The sequence below is a fragment of the Acinetobacter sp. YH16032 genome (genome assembly GCF_013417345.1).
Taxonomy (GTDB): Bacteria; Pseudomonadota; Gammaproteobacteria; order Pseudomonadales; family Moraxellaceae; genus Acinetobacter.
Genome location: NZ_VPEE01000040.1, coordinates 1 through 18782, shown reverse-complemented (window position 1 = coordinate 18782; position 18782 = coordinate 1). Strand labels below are relative to the sequence as shown.

General features: G+C 39.3%; 25 protein-coding genes. 15 read left to right on the top strand and 10 right to left on the bottom strand.

Annotated elements, in window-relative coordinates:
* From FTV32_RS14450 to orn, 4 genes are all read right to left on the bottom strand, one after another.
* The coding region (locus FTV32_RS14450) for a hypothetical protein (protein WP_180029013.1) at positions 1-244 on the bottom strand (244 nt) is incomplete at its 3' end.
* 161 nt (positions 245-405) lie between these two features.
* Positions 406-1209: an enoyl-ACP reductase gene (locus FTV32_RS14445; RefSeq protein ID WP_092768909.1), complete on the bottom strand. Its 804-nt coding sequence runs from the start codon at positions 1207-1209 to the stop codon at positions 406-408.
* A 160-nt stretch (positions 1210-1369) separates the two neighbouring features.
* Complete coding sequence (locus tag FTV32_RS14440) at positions 1370-2104, bottom strand: Bax inhibitor-1/YccA family protein (protein ID WP_035270860.1); 735 nt, start codon at positions 2102-2104, stop codon at positions 1370-1372.
* A gap of 180 nt (positions 2105-2284) precedes the next feature.
* Positions 2285-2839 (bottom strand): oligoribonuclease, encoded by a 555-nt coding sequence (gene orn / locus FTV32_RS14435; protein WP_035270788.1) that lies wholly within the window; start codon positions 2837-2839, stop codon positions 2285-2287.
* Positions 2840-2963: 124 nt separating this feature from the next.
* On the opposite strand from orn, the gene rsgA reads away from it, so the two are divergent.
* The 4 genes from rsgA (at position 2964) to secB (ending at position 5280) form a co-directional block, all read left to right on the top strand.
* Complete coding sequence (gene rsgA, locus FTV32_RS14430; protein ID WP_035270790.1) at positions 2964-4022, top strand: ribosome small subunit-dependent GTPase A; 1059 nt, start codon at positions 2964-2966, stop codon at positions 4020-4022.
* Between the two features lie 92 nt (positions 4023-4114).
* A complete protein-coding gene (locus FTV32_RS14425) occupies positions 4115-4528 on the top strand; it encodes a rhodanese-like domain-containing protein (protein WP_035270792.1) in 414 nt (137 codons plus the stop codon).
* 12 nt (positions 4529-4540) lie between these two features.
* Positions 4541-4798, top strand: a complete 258-nt coding sequence (gene grxC / locus FTV32_RS14420) for a glutaredoxin 3 (RefSeq protein WP_035270794.1) — start codon at positions 4541-4543, stop codon at positions 4796-4798.
* Positions 4799-4821: 23 nt separating this feature from the next.
* Entirely contained in the window at positions 4822-5280 is a 459-nt protein-coding gene (gene secB, locus FTV32_RS14415; protein WP_035270796.1) for a protein-export chaperone SecB, read from the top strand.
* A gap of 63 nt (positions 5281-5343) precedes the next feature.
* Here the strand turns inward: secB and coaBC are convergent, their stop codons facing one another.
* Complete coding sequence (gene coaBC / locus FTV32_RS14410) at positions 5344-6609, bottom strand: bifunctional phosphopantothenoylcysteine decarboxylase/phosphopantothenate--cysteine ligase CoaBC (protein WP_035269682.1); 1266 nt, start codon at positions 6607-6609, stop codon at positions 5344-5346.
* Positions 6610-6724: 115 nt separating this feature from the next.
* Between coaBC and radC the strand changes: the two genes are divergently transcribed.
* On the top strand, positions 6725-7411 hold the full coding sequence (radC, locus tag FTV32_RS14405; protein WP_035269684.1) for a DNA repair protein RadC: 687 nt from the start codon (positions 6725-6727) through the stop codon (positions 7409-7411).
* A 103-nt stretch (positions 7412-7514) separates the two neighbouring features.
* Positions 7515-8426 carry a bestrophin family protein gene (locus FTV32_RS14400; protein WP_035269686.1) on the top strand — a complete coding sequence of 304 codons (912 nt, stop codon included), beginning with the start codon at positions 7515-7517 and terminating at the stop codon, positions 8424-8426.
* A gap of 64 nt (positions 8427-8490) precedes the next feature.
* On the opposite strand, the gene FTV32_RS14395 is transcribed toward FTV32_RS14400, so the two are convergent.
* Positions 8491-9345 (bottom strand): PHP domain-containing protein, encoded by an 855-nt coding sequence (locus tag FTV32_RS14395; protein WP_035269688.1) that lies wholly within the window; start codon positions 9343-9345, stop codon positions 8491-8493.
* 44 nt (positions 9346-9389) lie between these two features.
* On the opposite strand from FTV32_RS14395, the gene FTV32_RS14390 reads away from it, so the two are divergent.
* The 4 genes from FTV32_RS14390 to mnmC are packed head-to-tail and all read left to right on the top strand — an operon-like array spanning position 9390 to position 12711.
* Complete coding sequence (locus tag FTV32_RS14390; RefSeq protein ID WP_035269690.1) at positions 9390-10004, top strand: inner membrane-spanning protein YciB; 615 nt, start codon at positions 9390-9392, stop codon at positions 10002-10004.
* 31 nt (positions 10005-10035) lie between these two features.
* Positions 10036-10338: a YciI family protein gene (locus FTV32_RS14385; protein WP_035269693.1), complete on the top strand. Its 303-nt coding sequence runs from the start codon at positions 10036-10038 to the stop codon at positions 10336-10338.
* Between the two features lies 1 nt (position 10339).
* Entirely contained in the window at positions 10340-10774 is a 435-nt protein-coding gene (locus FTV32_RS14380) for a hypothetical protein (protein ID WP_092768912.1), read from the top strand.
* 32 nt (positions 10775-10806) lie between these two features.
* Complete coding sequence (mnmC, locus tag FTV32_RS14375) at positions 10807-12711, top strand: FAD-dependent 5-carboxymethylaminomethyl-2-thiouridine(34) oxidoreductase MnmC (protein WP_035269696.1); 1905 nt, start codon at positions 10807-10809, stop codon at positions 12709-12711.
* Positions 12712-12758: 47 nt separating this feature from the next.
* Here mnmC and FTV32_RS14370 read toward each other — a convergent pair whose 3' ends face one another.
* The gene (locus FTV32_RS14370) at positions 12759-13070 is read right to left on the bottom strand and encodes a rhodanese-like domain-containing protein (RefSeq protein WP_035269700.1); all 312 of its coding nucleotides are present in this window, start codon (positions 13068-13070) and stop codon (positions 12759-12761) included.
* Between the two features lie 91 nt (positions 13071-13161).
* Between FTV32_RS14370 and FTV32_RS14365 the strand changes: the two genes are divergently transcribed.
* Both FTV32_RS14365 and FTV32_RS14360 read left to right on the top strand, forming a co-directional pair.
* Complete coding sequence (locus FTV32_RS14365) at positions 13162-13650, top strand: YajQ family cyclic di-GMP-binding protein (protein WP_035269703.1); 489 nt, start codon at positions 13162-13164, stop codon at positions 13648-13650.
* A gap of 28 nt (positions 13651-13678) precedes the next feature.
* Positions 13679-14179 carry a DUF4442 domain-containing protein gene (locus FTV32_RS14360; RefSeq protein ID WP_035269707.1) on the top strand — a complete coding sequence of 167 codons (501 nt, stop codon included), beginning with the start codon at positions 13679-13681 and terminating at the stop codon, positions 14177-14179.
* A 72-nt stretch (positions 14180-14251) separates the two neighbouring features.
* Here the strand turns inward: FTV32_RS14360 and FTV32_RS14355 are convergent, their stop codons facing one another.
* From FTV32_RS14355 to FTV32_RS14345, 3 genes are all read right to left on the bottom strand, one after another.
* Positions 14252-14620, bottom strand: coding sequence for an acyl-CoA thioesterase (locus tag FTV32_RS14355; RefSeq protein ID WP_218945426.1), 369 nt, complete (start codon positions 14618-14620; stop codon positions 14252-14254).
* Positions 14621-14700: 80 nt separating this feature from the next.
* Entirely contained in the window at positions 14701-15126 is a 426-nt protein-coding gene (trxC, locus tag FTV32_RS14350) for a thioredoxin TrxC (protein ID WP_035269710.1), read from the bottom strand.
* Positions 15123-16022 (bottom strand): alpha/beta hydrolase, encoded by a 900-nt coding sequence (locus tag FTV32_RS14345; protein WP_035269712.1) that lies wholly within the window; start codon positions 16020-16022, stop codon positions 15123-15125. The genes trxC and FTV32_RS14345 overlap by 4 nt, the downstream gene beginning before the upstream one ends.
* 123 nt (positions 16023-16145) lie before the next feature.
* Here FTV32_RS14345 and FTV32_RS14340 point away from each other — a divergent pair, with 123 nt between their 5' ends.
* The 3 genes from FTV32_RS14340 (at position 16146) to FTV32_RS14330 (ending at position 18589) form a co-directional block, all read left to right on the top strand.
* Positions 16146-16481, top strand: coding sequence for a TIGR01244 family sulfur transferase (locus FTV32_RS14340; protein WP_035269714.1), 336 nt, complete (start codon positions 16146-16148; stop codon positions 16479-16481).
* Entirely contained in the window at positions 16474-16899 is a 426-nt protein-coding gene (locus tag FTV32_RS14335) for a beta-lactamase hydrolase domain-containing protein (protein WP_035269717.1), read from the top strand. Before FTV32_RS14340 ends, FTV32_RS14335 begins: the two co-directional genes overlap by 8 nt.
* Before the next feature lie 316 nt (positions 16900-17215).
* Entirely contained in the window at positions 17216-18589 is a 1374-nt protein-coding gene (locus FTV32_RS14330) for a dihydrolipoyl dehydrogenase (RefSeq protein ID WP_180029012.1), read from the top strand.
* Positions 18590-18782: the final 193 nt, after the last annotated feature.

The following is an 18782-nucleotide window of genomic DNA, read 5'->3' as shown; positions in this document are numbered from 1 at the left end:
TTCCTTGATCAGTGACTTGATCGACGGCCACTTGTGTGCCGATGAATTGTTTGAGTGGAATTAAGGCATTGGTCGAGAGACAGATGAGTTCTGCTTGAACGCCTTCGTTAAGGACATGGCTGCCATCGATGCGTTGTAGGAAGACTTGGCTATTCAGTTGTGAATGACTGAATTGGATGTGGAGGGCTCTGTTTTGGGCGGTTAGACCGAGCTGTTCCAATGCCGAAAAGATGTTGGCAAGCATGGTTATTATCTGTCTTTTATAATTTAATAAGGCTAAATAATTTCTTAATATTTAATCAAAAAAAATACGATTTACCTAGTCTTGGTTACATAAATGAACTTTAAAAAATGTAAAAAAATCGGCAATAAATTGCCGATTTTTATTTGTTACTAAGATGAGATTTATTCTGTTAGCATTAAATCTGCACTCATACCCACCGTATTGTAACCAGCATCTACATATAAAATTTCGCCAGTAATACCATTCGCCCATGGTGAACACAAGAACAATGCCGCATTACCTACATCTTCAATCGTGACATTACGCTTTAAAGGTGCAACCTTTTCATTCAGATCAAGCATCTTACGGAAAGACTTGATACCTGAAGCCGCAAGCGTACGAATTGGACCAGCTGAAATCGCATTTACACGAATTCCTTCAGCACCCAAACTTGAAGCCAAGTAACGAACGCCAGCCTCTAAAGATGCTTTCGCCAATCCCATAACATTATAGTTTGGCATCACACGCTCTGAACCTTGGTAAGTGAGTGTGAGCAAACAGCCCTGACGAGCAGTTAAAAGTGGTTTTGCCGCACGAGCCATGGCAATAAAGCTATAGGCACTGATGTCATGCGCGATTTTAAAACCTTCACGATCAGTAACTTCAGTAAAATCACCATCTAAAGTATGTGCTGGTGCAAAACCAATTGAATGCACTACGCCATCCAAACCATCCCAATGTTTTGCTAATTCAGCAAATGCCTGTTCGATTTCAGCATCAACAGCAACATCACATGGAAAAACTAGTTTTGAACCAAACTGTTCAGCAAAGTCATCAACACGCTTCTTCATTTTTTCATTAGGATAGGTAAATGCCAATTCTGCACCTTCACGGTGTAAAGCTTCTGCAACACCGAATGCAATCGACAATTTACTCGCAACACCCGCGATTAAAAAACGTTTACCTGCTAATAGTCCTTGTGCCATGTGACTCTCACTTAAATTAATTTTCATGCATGATGCCAAGTCTAGAGCATTTACGAAATTGCATAATGCATCTTTTTTCAAAAAATTGTTAAACCGAATTAGACGCTAAAAAAAGATCAGACATCAGTCTGATCTTTTTACACGCCTTAGCTGAACGACATTAGTCATTACTAGACAGTAGACCAATTAAACGCAAGAAAGAGAAATACATCCAAACTAAAGTGGCTAATAAGGCAATTCCACATAACCATTCCATCGCTTTAGGCGCATATTGAGCTGCGGCATTTTCAATCAGGTCGAAATCTAAAATTAGATTTAATGATGCAATAATGGCGACAAAAGCTGCAAATCCTAAACCTAGCCAATTATTATCAAATATATATGGAATGCTCGAACCAAAAGCTAGACTCATAATAAATTGGAGAACAAATACAATCGCAATCGCAATGGTGGCTGACAACACAACCGCTTTAAATTTCTCAGTCGCACGAATAATTTGAAAACGATAAAGCGCGAACATCACCAAAGTCGTGACAAATGTTGCGAGCAAAGCCTTTAAAGGAACACCAGGATATTTCAGTTGAAATATGACTGAAATCCCCCCTAAAAATGCACCTTGAAATAAAGCATATGGAATAGCCAAAGTTCGAGCAGTATTCGGCTTAAAAGTAGTAATGAGTGCCAGAATGAATCCACCAATCGCCCCCACCATCGCACTGGCATAAGCGAGTGAGACATTTAAAGTCATAAAGCTATAAATAAACAGCGCGATACCCACCGCTGCAGAAATCACAGTTAATACAACTGATTTCTGAATCGCGCCTTGAATGGTCATGGGTTGTTGATAATTGGATACCGTCTCTACACGGGTTAAGATCGGATTACTACTTTGCATAACTTAGTCTCTGTTATCATTCTTAAATTTTCACTATTCTGAGATCTATCAGCATAAAAGTCAGTTTATTTTTTGCTATCAACTTTTAAACATTTTAATTAATACTTTGTTCTTTAGATCATTTATAAAATCTATAAAAAAGAGGCCTTAGCCCCTTTTCTAAAATTTCAACAGAACTTTTTAATTATTTGAGATGAAAAAATATTGACGGTAATACTTCAATTCAGCAATTGAGTCACGAATATCATCCATCGCAAGATGAGAAGCATTTTTCTTTAAACCACTCATAATTTCTGGGCGCCAGCGTTTTGCTAACTCTTTAACAGAAGACACATCCAAATTACGGTAATGGAAGAACTGCTCAAGCTCTGGCATTAAACGATGTAAGAAACGGCGATCTTGGCAAATTGAGTTTCCACACATTGGAGATGATTTAGGATTGACCCATTTTTTTAAGAATTCAAGTGTTTGTTGCTCAGCATCTTGCGCAGTTAACTTACTACGGCGTACGCGTTCAATAAGTCCAGATTGCCCGTGCTGACGTGTATTCCACTCATCCATCGCATTTAAAATAATATCTGACTGATGTACAGCTAACACTGGGCCTTCAGCAAGAATATTTAAATGATCATCCGTAATAATCGTTGCAATTTCAATAATCTGATCATTGTCTGTATCTAACCCTGTCATTTCAAGGTCGATCCAAATTAAGCGGGTATCTGGGGTGCTGCTCATAAAGTGCAATCTTATTGGGCTAAATTAAAGATGGATAGTAGCAAATTATTCCGATCTTGGCTGTAAATCCATGGCTCATCATGCTATTTTTGCCATCTAAATTTCAAGGTTTTTTAGGTTGTGAATGGCTTTAATTCGTAAGCGTCGTTTGACAGAGCAACAACAACGTCGTATTCAGAAACAACATCAAACACGTCAAGAAGAACTCGACACGTCTCACGACTTAGAAGGCTTAGTCGTCCAACACTATGGTCGACAACTCGAAGTACAAGCCCTCTCCTTGCCTGATCAACATCCAATAAAACCAGATACCAAAGAAGGTGAGCCAGAACCTTTTTGGAAACCTATTGAGCTGAATAGCGTTTGGCGTTGTCATACCCGTACCAATTTAGAATTATTGGTTACAGGTGATCGCGTAAAATGGCAAGCAGATCCAAATACTGGCTTAGGTATTATCACAGCGATTCAACCGCGACAATCCTTGTTGACTCGCCCAGATCGTTATCACAAAGTAAAACCAGTAGCTGCAAATATCAGCCTGATCGTCATTGTGATTGCACCGTTACCAGAACCTGCACCAACCCTAATTGATCGTTATTTGGTTGCATGTGAAGATGCCAATATTCCTGCTTTATTAGTATTAAACAAATGTGATTTACTGAAAGAAAATGATCCAATTTTGCTGTTAGCAGAAGAATATCGTCAACTTGGTTATGATTTCATCCTGACCCAATCTAATGGTAATTTAGATGAGTTGATTCAACGTATTGACAACCAAACTGTTGCATTTGTAGGTCAATCAGGTGTTGGGAAAAGTACACTTATTAATGCCATCATTCCTGATGCTGATCAAAAAACCAATGTCATTTCAGAAAACTCCGCACTCGGTCAACATACCACGACCTCAACACGTTTAATTCGTTTTGGTGAAAATGGTGCTTTAATCGATTCCCCAGGTATTCGTGAATTTGGCTTATGGCATTTAGATCATGAGAAAATCGATGGTGGCTTTCCTGAAATTTCTGCGCTCTTAGGACATTGTCAGTATCGCAATTGCACCCATACGCACGAAAAGCAATGTGCGCTTAAAGAAGGTGTCAAAAATGGTGATATTTTACAAAGACGTTTAGAAAGTTATTTACGTCTAATAGATGAGATTACTGAGGCGCAACAAAAAAATTAGTTTTCTTTAAGCACGCCCTTGAAGCAGTGATTTTGATCACCATATATATACGTTATACTCAACGCAGTTTTTAATTAGTCATTAGGTGATTTGTGGAACGTTGGTTCGAATTTATGGGGAATCACCCCTTTTTATTTGCAATTTTAGGGGCCCTTATTGTTTTGTTTTTCGTTTTTGAAGGACAACGTAGTGGTCGTAAAATTTCGCCACAATCGCTCGGAATTTTAGTGAAAGCTAAAAATGCGATGCTGATTGATTTGCGCGATGCTAAAGATTTCCGTGAAGGTCATATTAGTGGTAGTCGTAATATTCCATATAGTCAAATTGCTGCCAATGTTGAAGAATTAAAAGCTGCGGACCGTCCATTGGTATTCATTTGTAATTTAGGCCAAGTTGCAGGCTCTGCTTTACAACAAGTCGGTCATACAGATAGTTATCGTTTAGACGGTGGCATTAGTAACTGGAAAGCTCAAGGCTTACCTTTAGTAAAAAGCAAAAAAGCTTAAGGAGTTTGTAAAATGACAGCTCAAGTGACTGTATATTCAACAACGATGTGTCCTTATTGCGTACGTGCAAAGCAACTCCTTGAACGTAAAGGCATTGAGTACAAAGAAATTAATTTATCAAAAGAAGCACCTGAGGTTCGTGTTGAGTTAATGCAAAAAACCAACCATCGCACAGTGCCACAAATTTTCATTAAAGATCAATTCATCGGTGGTTTCGACCAACTTTATGCTTTAGAGCGTGAAGGTAAACTAGACGAATTATTGGCATAATCACTAAATCTAAGGAATTAAGAATGAGTGAAGAACAACAAGTTCAACCACAATTAGCATTAGAACGTATTTATACAAAAGATATTTCTTTTGAAGTTCCTGGTGCTGCGGTTTTTACAAAAGAATGGCAACCTGAGTTAAACATCAATCTTTCTTCATCAGCTGAAAAAGTAGATCCAACTCATTTTGAAGTTTCTTTAAAAGTGGTTGTACAAGCTGCGAATGCAGGTGAAACTGCATTTATCGTAGACGTAACACAATCAGGTATTTTCTTGATTGATGGCGTTGAAGATGAACGTCTTCCGTACATTCTTGGTGCTTATTGCCCTAATATTTTGTTCCCATTCCTTCGTGAAGCGGTGAATGATCTTGTAACTAAAGGTAGCTTCCCTCAATTACTTCTTACACCGATTAACTTCGATGCTGAGTTTGAGGCAAACATGCAACGCGCTCAAGCTGCAGCTGCTGAAGGTCAAGCTTAATCGTTTGATTAACTTCCCCCTTATAAAAAAGACCGCATTTGCGGTCTTTTTTATATCCTACATTTAAACAGGTCGTTTTTCTTGATGTAATGCATCATGGATAGCTTCAACCAATTGTTGTGCAATTTCTTGCTTTGAAGCTTTTTCAAGATCACGTTTTTCCATTTCATATTGTTCAGCAAAAAACACAGTCATCGCATTTTCATCTGAAGCAAAACCAATATCCGCTCTTGAAACATCATTGCATGCGATCATATCTAGTTTCTTAGCCACCAATTTACCTGCGGCATATTCTTCAACATTACGCGTTTCAGCTGCAAAACCGACCATAAATGGACGTTTGTCTTGCAAAGCTATCGTCGCCACGATATCAGGATTTTTAACAAGAGAGACAGCTAACTCATCACCAGCTTTTTTGATTTTATGTTCCGCAACTTCTGCAACACGATAATCCGCTACGGCAGCTGTCGCAATAAATACATCACATCCTGTTTCCAACTGATTCATGCTTAAATCAAGCATCTGTCTCGCTGAAGATACATTTAAACGCTTCACCCCATTCGGTGTATCTAAACTGACAGGACCCGCGATCAGTGTCACCTCAGCACCTGCTGAATAACATGCAGCAGCAATAGCAAACCCCATTTTTCCAGTGCTGTGATTTGAAATATAGCGCACTGGATCAATTGCCTCTCGAGTTGGACCTGCGGTAATCGTCACTTTTTTACCCGCCAGCAAGCCAAATTTTTCTGCAATTGCACGCTGCGCTTTATGGAAATATTCTCGTACCTGTTCAGCTAAATCTTCAGGCTCAGGCATACGTCCTAATCCAACATCGCCACACGCTTGAGAACCCGCCTCAGGCATAATGACATGCACACCATCATCGACCAAAGTACTCAAATTGCGCTGTGTTGCTTTAGCCGCCCACATTTGTTGATTCATGGCTGGTGCGATCCAAACAGGTGCTTTTGTTGCCAAATAGAGTGTACTGAGTAAATCATCCGCTAGTCCGCAAGCAAATTTAGCAATACTGTCACAACTGGCAGGAGCGACAAGCACCAAATCCGCCCATCGTGCTAATTCGATATGCCCCATTCCAGCTTCAGCTTCTGTATCTAGAAGTTCAGTATGTACTGGATTACCCGACAATGCTTGAAAGGTAAGCGGCGTAATAAAAGCTTGGGCACCTTGAGTCATTACAACTCGGACATTAAATCCGTAATCTTTAAGTCGGCGTACTAAGATGGCACTTTTATAAGCAGCAATACCACCAGTAACAGCAAGAATAATATTTTTATTGGAGAACACACTAAGATCAAAACTCAAGATCACGTCACCTTTTTATTGCAGTGGCGCTCACAATAGCATTAAATATTCTGCCACCCAAGATATACCTTGGTGAATATTCAAAAGTTAAAATAATTTAAAACAGTGAATAATAATGAATAATTCGATCAAACAATGGCCCGAACAAGAACGACCGCGAGAAAGATTACTCCGCCAAGGTGCTCATAGCCTCTCTGATGCAGAACTCCTCGCCATCTTTTTAAGATCAGGATCTCAACAACATTCTGCGGTCGAATTAGCAAGATTGATGTTGCAACATTTTGGAAGCTTAAATGCAGTGTTTGATGCATCGATAGACGAAATTCGCATGTTCCATGGCATGGGAGACACTAAATACTCTCAATTGATGGCTGTAAAAGAGCTTGGACGGCGTTACTTGCAACATCAATTGAACCAACAAATTGATTTAAGTCGCTCTGATTTAATTCAAGATTATCTTCGTTATGAACTTATTGGCGAATCTCAAGAGATTTTCGCGGTACTCTGTTTAGATGCAAGGCTCAGAAAAATTAATTTTAAAAAATTATTCTTTGGTTCTACTAACCACTGTGCAGTTTCAATTAATCAGTTTATTCGACATATCATCCACACTCAGGCGAGTGCTGTGATTATTGCACATAATCATCCTTTAGGAATTCCTCAGCCCTCAATTGACGATATCAATTTGACGAAATCTTTAAGTAGAGCTTGTAATTTAATTGAGGTTAAATTACTCGATCATGTCATCATTTCCACCGAAGGCAGCTACTCTTTTATGGAGCACCAACTGATCCGAGAATAAGTCTATAAATTACAGAATAAAATTGCTCGAAGTTTCCATTTTTTATCATTGACAATACTCGCTGAACTAGTGAAGATCATAGAAAAATGAAAGATTGATTTACATGATTGTTCGTGATCAAACCGATACGCTAAAACTATTATTTTCATGGCGTGGAACCATCTTACCGAAGGTATTACCTCCACTTGGAATCGTTATGCTGATTTCAGCAATCGTGGGGGGAATTGAATATATAAATCTCTATAGATTCCCTGAAATTCCTTTGGTTGGGTTTACACTGATCGGAGTAGTATTGTCGATTTTTTTAGGTTTCAAAAATTCGGCGTGTTATGACCGTTGGTGGGAAGCGCGTAAATTATGGGGGAGCTTAATCGCCAATGCTCGACATTTCGATCGAGACTGCCGGATCTTGCCGCAAGGTCGTCGTGAACGTGTAATTCAGCATATGATTGTTTTTGCGAACGTACTGCGTGACCGTCTTCGTCATCAAACAGTCAGTCCCGATGCTTTGCATCAAACCAGTGGCATGAGTCCACAAGCTTTAACTCAACTTTACCAGCAAGCCAATGCACCACAATACACATTAAGTTTGATTCAATGGGAGTTGATGCAGTCACTGAAAGAAGGCGAAATTTCAGACATTATTTATACACAAATGAACCAACATGTAACTGAATTAAGTTTGGTTCAAACAGGCTGTGATCGTATTGCTACAACTCCTTTACCTTATGCTTATTCAGTACTCTTAAACCGTACCGTTTATTTTTTCTGTTTTATGCTTCCATTTAGTTTAGGCTCGGTGCTCGGTTTGGCGACACCACTTTTAGTCGGTATTTTAGCATATACGTTTTTGGGGCTTGATGCGCTCAGCTCTGAAATAGAAGAGCCTTTTGGTACACAAAGTAATGATCTTCCACTCGATGCCATGGTTCGTACAATCGAGATTGAACTACTCGGGACTTTAGGAAAACCAACTCCTCCACCGATCCAAGCACAAGATCACAACTTACTTTGATTCGTGACAACTGAATGTCTTATCAACGCCTAAAATTCTCTTATCCGTTGTTATAAGAGAATTTCTATACAATAAAACTTTCCCAGATGCCAACCTGCCCCTCTTTCACTTGAGGGATATTCCCCAATTTTATCCATGGCATATTATCTCCATGAAAATCACTTCCAACTGATACTTTAAGCCCAAATTCGGCAATCATTCGGTCTACCATTTGTCGCGTCGAGGTAGGCTCAATCGCAGGTGGCAACTCAACTGCGTCGCCTCCGTAACGTGCAAATATTTCAATTAAATAACGAATGTTGGTCGCAGATAAATCATAACGGGTAGGATGTGCCAAAACAGCAAACCCTTGAGCCTCATGAATTACACGTATCGTTTCCTCCAGACCAAGTCCTTCAAACTGAACATAAGCTTTTTTACCTTCCTTGATATATTTGTCAAAAGCTTGTTGCGGACGTGAAACATGACCCTTCTCGACCAACGTCTTCGCAATATGGGTTCGTGTCACACGATCAGGTATACCCTCGACCTTCGCAACCACATCCGCGTAAATATCCTCTCCAATAAGAGGCTTCAACAATTCACAGATGAGTTGAGCACGTTCAGCTCGAATTATCTTTTGTTGTTCTAGTAGCTTATGCAAAGGATCAGGTGATTGCATATTCAGTGCGACCACATGCACACCATAACTTTTTTTGGTCGAAGGTCTAGACCACTGACTTGAAATTTCCACACCTGAAATAATTTGAATTGGTTGATTTTTTGCAACTTTTTCAGCCAGAACCAAACCATCCATGCTATCGTGGTCAGTCAGTGCAAGGGTATGTATCCCTTTTTCGAGCGCAGCTTGAACCAGTAACTCTGGCGATAAAGTTCCATCAGAAATATTACTATGTGTGTGTAAATCTACGCCTTGCATCTTTTATACTAATCCATCCACCTGAACTGCATAGATACTTTAACATGAAAGCACTTTTAGACTTTGTGCCACTCATAATTTTCTTTTGGCTTTACAAAACTGTCGATCCCAAAGATAACAATCACCCTTTACTGCAATGGATCGGCTCTGCAGGTGGCGTCGATAATAACCATATTCTCGTTGCTACAACGGGCTTAATCATTTCTATGCTCGTGGTCTACGGCGCATTATTTGTCCGCCAAAAATTTCATCTCGATAAACAACAATGGATTGTTTTATTTATGACGGTGATTTTTGGTGGGATTACTCTCATGTTGAGTGATGATTTTTATATTCGTCTCAAAGCAGCGATCTTGAATTTTGTATTTGCTGGTGCTTTCTTAATTTCACCTTATTTTGGTAAAGACCGCAAACCTCTCATTCAACGCTTATTTGGTCCTATTTTAAATTTAACACCGCAGGGATGGAAAAATTTAAACTATGCTTGGGCCGCGATGTTTGTTGGTATGGCATCATTGCATATTTTCTTTGCTTTCGTGTTCATGGATGGAAAATATTGGGGTGAATTTACTGCTTTTGGTGACATGATTGTGATGTTTTCATTTATCATTATTCAATTCATCATTTTACGAAAACACTTTAAATCTGCAGAAGAATAATCGTGTTGAAAGAGGATATAGAGATTTCGCCATGCCCTTATTTGTAGTGACGTGTACCGACCAAGAAGGTACTGTTGAAAAACGCTTAGCAACACGCCCACAACACCTTGCACGCCTTGAAAAACTGGCTGAGGAAGGTCGCGTAATCGTCGCTGGCGCGATGCCAAAAGATCGTAATAACCCACAAGCTGGATTTTATGGCAGCACCCTTATTTTAGATTTTGAAAGCCGTGAAGCGTTAGATGAATGGTTAGCAGATGAGCCTTTTTTAAAAGAAGGTATTTATGCCAGCATTGACGTAAAACCTTTTAATAAAGCATTACCACATGAATAAGATGATGAATTTGACACGCTCTGCTCTTTTCATCAGTTTTGCATTGGTATCTTCAGCTTGGGCTGAACCCGCAGCAACTACTGCTGCACCAGCGAATCCAGCTGCACAGTCTCAGCCAGCAACAGCTACGCCTGCAAAGCCACTTACAGCTGAACAAATTGCACGAAATAAAGCGCTTCAAGAAGCAAAAGTAAAGGCTTTAGTCAAAGACCAAGCAACACGTCTCCAACAGCTTGAAAAAGCAAACCTAGAAGCTTTAGCACAGAATCAAGAATTACAACTAAAAAATGATAATTTAGGTGTACAAATTCAGGTGCTTCAAAGTGAACGTAGTGCTCAAATGTTTCTGTACGGTGCAGCAACAATGGCTGTCGGTATTTTTGTCGGCTTTATTATTGCCAGTTACATCTATACAAAACGACGTCGTCAGTGGTAAACCACTGACACGCTTTTCAAAGGTTTCAAATTTTGACTCAGGCCATTCAAACTGCTGATCTCGATTGGCAACTCGTTGATGGAATCGATATTCCAGTTTCTAAAATTTTCGGTGATGTTTATTTTTCAAAAGCCAATGGCCTTCTTGAAACGCGTCATGTCTTTATCAATGGTAATGATCTACATGAACGCCTATCGGACTTAAAACCATTTGAACATTTCACAGTCGGAGAAACTGGCTTCGGCACGGGTTTAAATATCCTCACCCTTTGGCAACTTTGGCAATCAATTCGTCCAAATAATCATAGTCAACTGCATGTCATTACGGTGGAAAAATTTCCATTGAGCAAGGCTGATCTGATCCGAGCTTTAAATGCTTGGCCTGAACTGAAACATTTATCAGATCAACTCATTGCCCAATATCCACTGCCGATTGCAGGATGCCACCGCCTTCATTTTCCAGATGAGCGTTTTAGTATTGATATTTGGTTAGGTGATGCACATGATGTTTTTCCAGTCATTGCCAAAACTAGCACTGTCAATGCATGGTTTTTAGATGGATTTGCTCCTGCCTGTAATCCAGATATGTGGGAAGAACAAGTTCTGAATCAAATTATTCGACTATCAGATATTGGAACTACTTTTGCCTCTTTCAGTGTTGCTGGCATCCTCAAAAGAGGATTAAAAAAACACGGCGTGAAAATTACACGCCCAAAAGGGTTCGGACACAAACGTGAAATGCTAAAGGGAGTTTTACTGCCTTTAGACGAAGAGGCTGAAAAAAGTGAACTCTCTCCCGAAGATTACCAATACAAACCACACTCAAGTTCTCAACGCCGTATAGGCATTGTAGGCGCTGGAATTGCGGGTTTAAGTTGTGCCTATGCCTTTGCATTAAGAGGTCACCGCGTCCGCCTATTTGACCACCATGAGCCATTAAGTGGCGCGTCAGGAAATCCTCTGGCTTTATTGAATCCCAAACTCTGTCCTATTGAACAAAGTGCCGATCATTTGATGACATTAGCATGGCAACATGCGATGAACCATTATTCAAAATTTAAAGCCTTTGACGAAGCACAAGTCCATCAAATCCCTCTTAAACACGTTGATGAACTTCTCGATCTTGCAAATCAATATCCAGAAAACATACTCGAAGCAAATTCTGCCGCTGAAAACAGCCTGTTCAACCAAGCATTCCTCACCCTGAAACAGGCTGGAACAATCAGACCGCATGATTTGGCTAAAGAAATTTTATCGAATGAACTGATCGAATTTCAGCAAGCGACAATCAAATCGTGGGACCGACTTGCCAATCATCAAGTCGGTATAACAGATCATGTTGGACAACAATATCAATTTGACCACGTGATTATTTGTTGTGCCCGTGAAAGTATGAATCTCTTTGATGATTTTCCGATTTTAAAACCGATACGTGGTCAAGTTAGCTGGTTTAATCATGTTTCATCTTCACAGTTCAAGAAACATGAAGCATATAGCTATGGTGGCTACTGTATGCCTTTAAATGATCATCAAATCATTTTAGGTGCTTCTTTTTACCCTAATCGAGATGATCAAGATGTTCTTGATGAAGATCATGAACATAACTACAGGTTACTTGCAGATCTCGCACCAGATATTGCTGCACAATTTCCTGACCATCATTCTTGGCATGGTAGAGCTTCTGTTCGTGCACAAAGTCAGGATTATTTTCCGCTTTTAGGTCAGGTTGAATCTGATACTGAGATTTATACACTCTCAGGTTTGGGATCTAAAGGCTTTTTATTTGCTCCTTTGTGTGCTGAAATTCTGGTGGCTCAAATCTTAAAAACAGCATGCCCTATATCTGAAACTTTACTCAATAAACTCAATGTTCATCGATTTAGAAAGAAAGTAAGAATAAAGAAGCCATATTTTCAGGCTAAAACTCAATCATCATGATTTATTGAAACTAAAAAAGCGCCATAAGGCGCTTTTTTCAACCATGATTAACCTTGCTCTAAAGGTAATCCTGCCTCACGAGCAGCACGAGTACCACCCATTAAGACCACATATTCACGTGAACTATCAAAGCCTTCTAATAGTTCTGCAGCACGTGGTGCTTTACTTCCGCCGCCACATAAAATGTAAATCGGTTGATCCGCTGCAACTTGAGCCAGGCTTTCTGCTGAAAGTGTGGAAATCGGTTGGTTCACCGCTCCTTTCACATGTGCTTCAGCATAAGCACTTGTATCACGTACATCCCAGATAATCGCGTCAGCTGGGAACTCAAATGTTGTAATTTCTTGTTTACGGATCATTGCGCACTCCTTTGATGTAAACAACACTTGGCAAATGAAGAAAACATCCCTAGCATCTCAGATATTCTTTCTATTTGTAAAGGTCTAAACTATGCCATCTTTCGATATTGTTTCAGAATTAGAGATTTTTGAAGTAAATCATGCAGTTCAAAACACACAAAAGGAAATCGGAACGCGTTTCGACTTCCGTGGTCAAGACGTTTCGATCGAATTAAACGAAAAAAATAAAGAAATTAAGATCTCGACTGAAAGTGACTTCCAATGTGAGCAAGTTTACAACATGCTGGAAAATCACTTTTATAAACGTAAAGTCGACGTTCAAGCACTAGATCCGCAAAAAATGACAGCATCTGGCAAAAATGTCATTCAAGTCATTAAACTTAAAGACGGTCTTGACTCTGATACAGCAAAAAAAATTAATAAAGCCATTAAAGAAAGTGGTATCAAAGTGCAATCTTCTATTCAGGGCGATAAAATCCGAGTCACTGACAAGAAGCGCGATACATTACAACAAGTTATGGCGTTCTTAAAAGAACAACAATTCGGTATCCCACTTCAATTTAACAACTTCAAAGACTAATCTCTTTGCTCCATCATAGGAACTGATCATGGCAAAAGGCAATCGTTTATCTAAGTTAGTAAAAGCGACATCTAAGTTTCCACAAGGTATCCGTAGTACTTTATGGAGCAAAGCTTTTGGCCGTGTCGTTCCAATGGTGGGAACCGCCAAATTACGTTATCTTGAAGTTAGTCATGCTAAAGTTGTCGTTAAAATCGAAAACCATAAAGCAATGCAAAACCATATTGGTCAAGTGCATGCATGCGCAATGGCGCTGATCGCTGAAACAGCTACTGGCTTTGTTACGGGCATGAATGTACCCGATACCTCAATCGTATTAATAAAAAGCTTAAAAGTAGATTTCAAACGCCCATCTAAAGGTGCGATGACTGCAGTCGCTACATTGACTGATGATCAACAAAAACAGATGCAAGAGTCTGAAAAAGGTGAAACCCTTGTCAAGGTGATCGTGACAGATGAGTCTGGCGAAGAGCCAATTCAATGTGAAATGCTCTGGGCTTGGATTGCAAAATCTCAACTTAAGCAATAAAGCTCATGATCATATTGATCCTAAAAAAGTTTCCCTAATAAAAAATCCCAACAATGTTGGGATTTTTTGTGATTAGATGCTTAGAGATTCTTGAAACTTTTGTTTAACATCATCTGGAATCTGGCGTTTTGCCCCTTTTACATCTACCGCAACAAAAGTGAAAACTCCTTCTGTCACTCTTTTCGCTGGACGTGAAGAGTCGTGACTATCCCACACTTCAATTTGCATTTGAATGGAGGTATTTCCGAGCTTTAAGATTTTAGTATAACAACTAATGACATCACCCACCTTAACAGGCACAAGGAATGTCATTTGATTAATTGCAATGGTTGCACAGCGACCTTTTGTATAACGCTCTGCATGAATAGCTCCAGCCAAATCCATTTGTGAAACAATCCAACCACCAAAAACATCCCCACTCCAGTTGGTATCTGCAGGCATAGCAATGGTTTGAAGGGATAATGTACCTTCTGGCTTAAGTTGAGAATCTGACACAGTCACTCCAAATATTGGCCTATTGGTTAAGCATTTAATTGCTGATCTAACCAATCTTGTAATTGATTTGCACGTAATGCACCACTTATTCTAGCAATTTCATTGGTTTTATTCATCAATACCAACGTTGGAATACTACGAACATGAAAGGCAGTACTTAAACGTGGATTCGCTTCAGTATCTATCTTCGCAAAAACCACATGCGGATTTGATTTGGCTACTTCGGCAAAATGCGGTGCCATCATTTTACAAGGCCCGCACCATTCTGCCCAAAGATCAATCAATACTGGTAAATCACTATTGGTAATAAAATTGCTAAAGTTTTGCTCATTCAGCTCAATAGGGGCAAGCGGAATCAAATGCTCATGACATTGACCACAATTCGGCTGAGATTGGATTTTATCTTCAGGTACACGATTTTTTGCGCCACATGTTGGACAAACAACAATCACGAGTTTACTCCTCTATTTTGATCTAAGAATTCTAATTGAAGCTTGATTGCGCTTTCCATCCAATTTGCTTGATAAATATCAAAATGTGTCATATTCCACTCATGGTATTCCACATAAGGTGCCATATTGGTTACCGTTTCACGACTAATTTCTATGGGAATAACTGCATCTTTCTTGGCAGCAATAAATAACACAGGAATTTTAATACTTCTTGCCGTAGTAATCGGTCGAAATCGTATGACGTCCAACATAGCTCTTGCAGGCACCTCACCGCTCCAATAATAGTTTGAATCAACGATCGACATATACCCTTGATAACTATCCTGACTCGGGTAAAAACTTAATGCATAAGGATGAACGACAGGCATTTTTTTTCCAACACGTCCAACTTTGGCTGCCATTAAATCCTGACTCGATAACTTTAAAGCCTGCGCCATATGTTGAATTGGATAAATTTTACTGCTGGCATTTCCGTCCACAAAGGGTACTTGCGCTATTGCAGCCCGAATCCCATTTAACTCAGATGCAAGTTTTAGAACATATCCGCCACTCAGACCCGTTCCCCATAAGAAAAGCTGGTGCCCATCAACCAAAGGGAATAATTTGATATGCGCAATCACAGCATACCAATCTTCTAGCTGCTGACGGATAGAGACCATTTCTCGTGGTTTACCCGTACTTCCTCCCCAACAACGATAGTCGAAGAGTACAACCGCGAAACCTGATTGAGCAAAACGTTGCGCATATTGGATTAATTTGAATTGACGTAATCCTGCAAAACCATGCGCCATAATAAGCACAGGAGGTCTTTTAACTTTGACAGGCAAATAAAGGTCAGTAGCGATCAACTCATTTGCTTTTTGTACGTACAGCGGCTCTACGGTGTAATCGTACATAGGTGCTCCATGCATGTATTCATACGATTTTTATTTTAAATTTTTTGTGTCGATCAAAGCTCATATCTGAGCGAGATGCTATGATAGTAGCATAGTCTTTTAATTTATTTTGGGAGTGACGCAATGAGTGAAAATGTAGGTTTTGCTGGTCAAATTGGGCCAGAACATTTAGTTCAAGTTGTTGAAAAAGGATTTAAATCTGTGATTAATAATCGCCCCGATATGGAAGGCGGACCAGAACAGCCAACAAGTGCCCAAATTGAAGAAGCTGCACGCGCTCAAGGCTTAGATTATGTATATCAACCTGTAGTTGCAGGTCAAATTACTGAGCTTGATGTTCGTACTTTTGCAAATCATTTCAATGAGCTACCAAAACCAGTATTAATGTTCTGTCGTACGGGAAATCGCTCTAACAATCTCTACCAATTAGCAAAACAAATGGATTTGCTTGATGACTAAGATGTGGTTTAGATTCATCCTTTCCATCTTCATTTTTAGTATCGTAACGCTAAGTCATTCAGCATCAGAACCGCTCAGTAAAGCACTTAATCCATCTGTGAGTATATCGGGTCATATGACGGCTACAAAATTCAATGCCTTAATGCAGCAGGGATTTAAGTCTGTGATCGTTAACCGTCCTGATCAAGAATCAGGTAACGAAACAACTGCAAGTGAATTAAGAGCTTTAGCCGAAAAGTCTAAAATCAGTTTGATTTACCAACCTGTTATTTCAGGTCAAATAACAGATGCAGATGTTCATGAGTTTGCGAAGTATTACAATAGTCTACCTAAACCTATACTTTTAGTATGTAAGTCAGGTAGTCGTTCTACGTTACTATTTAATAAAGCAAATTCATTAGGACTCATTCATGAATAAAATTTGTATTGCATTATGTTGTTCGTTTCTTTTACTCGGTTGCACATCAATGAATGTAAAACCAACTGTTGGTGTGCATGCAGGTACATCATTATAAGATAAATGTATCTTATTCATTTTAAAGGCGCACAAGCGCCTTTTTCTTTCATCTTCTTTCAATAACAACCATGAAAATACTTAGTTTTAAATAATACAAATTTTCAAAATATGGATATCACCAAAAGTTAAAGGTTTAAGTGTAATAAATTGAAAAAAAAACTTCTTCATCGAAGTTTTTTTTATATAGTGAATTCAAATCATTCTTACTCAATACAATATGTACGATATCATTATTATTGGAGCTGGTACTGCTGGTATTTCAGCTTATAAAGAAGCCATTAAAACTACACAAAATATACTTATTGTGAACGACGGTCCGTGGGATACCACTTGTGCTCGAGTAGGTTGTATGCCGAGTAAAGTTCTAATTTCATCAGCTAATCTTGCCTATAATGCGAGAACTTCAGAACAACTTGGGCTAAAAATTTCTTCTCAAATTGACACTAAAGATGTTATGCAACATGTACAGCAATTACGTGATCGATTTACAAAAGCAACACTGAAGGACGTTAATTCATGGCCTACAGCGCACAAAATTTCAGGTCGCGCAACATTTGTAAATGCAAACACAATCAATGTTAATAATAAGAAATACCAAGCTAAATCGTTCATTATCGCTGTTGGTTCAAGACCAACAGTAAATCAAGATTGGCAACAAAAACTTGGTCATTTATATTTAACTTCTGATCAAGTCTTTGAAATACCTACTTTACCAAAAAGTTTAGCTGTAATTGGAAGCGGTGTCATTGCAATCGAACTTGCACAAGCCATGCAGCGTCTAGGTGTGGAAACTACAGTTTTTGCTCGCAGTAAAAAAATTGGTTCATTGACTAGCCCAGACTTACAAACGCTTGCTCAAGAAATATTCTCAAAAGAATTAAATATCAAATATGAGATTTTACCCGAGCAGGTTGAGAAATTAGGCGAAGATAAGGTTCAAATTAACTTTATCGAAAATGGTAGCAATAAAGCTATAGAAGTTGATTACCTATTATCTGCGACTGGTCGTACCACGAATTTAGATTCTTTAAATATTCAGTATATAAATGATGAATTCATTGATCTAAAGCAACTACCTGTTGATCCAACCACTAAACAGCTTGGTGACTACCCCATTTACATTGTAGGTGATGCATTTACTGCAACGCCTATCCAGCATGAAGCATCTTATGAAGGTAAATTGGCAGTTCATAATTGCCTCAATCAACATCAATCGAGTCAGAAAAAAAGTCTTACCCGATTGGGTATTATGTTTAGCTCACCAGAAATGGCAGGGGTCGGCTCCACTTATCAAACACTGCGTAAAGCCAATCATAAGTTCGTTACGGGTATCGTATCGTACGAAAAGCAAGGACGAGCGATTGTCAATGGACAAAATATTGGGGCTGTAGAGGTTTACGTCGATCGACACTCACGTAAACTTCTCGGAGCAGAATTTCTTTGTTATTCAGCAGAACATTTAGCACATTTGCTCGCTTGGGCTATCTCCAGTGATCTTACTGTTGATGAAATTCTAGATCACCCTTTCTACCATCCAACGCTAGAGGAAGGCCTAAGAACTGCGTTAAAACACGCTCGACGACAACTTTAATCTATTGTTTGATGTAAGGCCCTATGATTAGGGCTTATATTTTACATTCTAATTCATTCTTTACTGCATAAAAAAACACCCCCTTGTATTGAAGGGGGTGTTTAGAATAATGAGCTGGCGATGACTTACTCTCACATGGGTAACCCCACACTACCATCAGCGCTAAGAGGTTTCACTTCTGAGTTCGGGAAGG

Bases quoted from the DNA above. Each gene is read 5' to 3' on its own strand.
- FTV32_RS14380 (WP_092768912.1), top strand. From the start codon at position 10,340: ATGATGAATTTGACACGCTCTGCTCTTTTCATCAGTTTTGCATTGGTA.
- radC (WP_035269684.1), top strand. From the start codon at position 6,725: ATGAATAATTCGATCAAACAATGGCCCGAACAAGAACGACCGCGAGAA.
- FTV32_RS14390 (WP_035269690.1), top strand. From the start codon at position 9,390: ATGAAAGCACTTTTAGACTTTGTGCCACTCATAATTTTCTTTTGGCTT.
- FTV32_RS14355 (WP_218945426.1), bottom strand. From the start codon at position 14,620: ATGCCTGCAGATACCAACTGGAGTGGGGATGTTTTTGGTGGTTGGATT.
- FTV32_RS14360 (WP_035269707.1), top strand. From the start codon at position 13,679: ATGGCAAAAGGCAATCGTTTATCTAAGTTAGTAAAAGCGACATCTAAG.
- FTV32_RS14370 (WP_035269700.1), bottom strand. From the start codon at position 13,070: ATGATCCGTAAACAAGAAATTACAACATTTGAGTTCCCAGCTGACGCG.
- FTV32_RS14345 (WP_035269712.1), bottom strand. From the start codon at position 16,022: ATGTACGATTACACCGTAGAGCCGCTGTACGTACAAAAAGCAAATGAG.
- grxC (WP_035270794.1), top strand. From the start codon at position 4,541: ATGACAGCTCAAGTGACTGTATATTCAACAACGATGTGTCCTTATTGC.
- rsgA (WP_035270790.1), top strand. From the start codon at position 2,964: ATGGCTTTAATTCGTAAGCGTCGTTTGACAGAGCAACAACAACGTCGT.
- FTV32_RS14385 (WP_035269693.1), top strand. From the start codon at position 10,036: ATGCCCTTATTTGTAGTGACGTGTACCGACCAAGAAGGTACTGTTGAA.
- FTV32_RS14395 (WP_035269688.1), bottom strand. From the start codon at position 9,345: ATGCAAGGCGTAGATTTACACACACATAGTAATATTTCTGATGGAACT.
- FTV32_RS14335 (WP_035269717.1), top strand. From the start codon at position 16,474: ATGACTAAGATGTGGTTTAGATTCATCCTTTCCATCTTCATTTTTAGT.
- FTV32_RS14440 (WP_035270860.1), bottom strand. From the start codon at position 2,104: ATGCAAAGTAGTAATCCGATCTTAACCCGTGTAGAGACGGTATCCAAT.
- FTV32_RS14340 (WP_035269714.1), top strand. From the start codon at position 16,146: ATGAGTGAAAATGTAGGTTTTGCTGGTCAAATTGGGCCAGAACATTTA.
- FTV32_RS14445 (WP_092768909.1), bottom strand. From the start codon at position 1,209: ATGGCACAAGGACTATTAGCAGGTAAACGTTTTTTAATCGCGGGTGTT.
- FTV32_RS14330 (WP_180029012.1), top strand. From the start codon at position 17,216: ATGTACGATATCATTATTATTGGAGCTGGTACTGCTGGTATTTCAGCT.
- orn (WP_035270788.1), bottom strand. From the start codon at position 2,839: ATGAGCAGCACCCCAGATACCCGCTTAATTTGGATCGACCTTGAAATG.
- secB (WP_035270796.1), top strand. From the start codon at position 4,822: ATGAGTGAAGAACAACAAGTTCAACCACAATTAGCATTAGAACGTATT.
- FTV32_RS14400 (WP_035269686.1), top strand. From the start codon at position 7,515: ATGATTGTTCGTGATCAAACCGATACGCTAAAACTATTATTTTCATGG.
- FTV32_RS14365 (WP_035269703.1), top strand. From the start codon at position 13,162: ATGCCATCTTTCGATATTGTTTCAGAATTAGAGATTTTTGAAGTAAAT.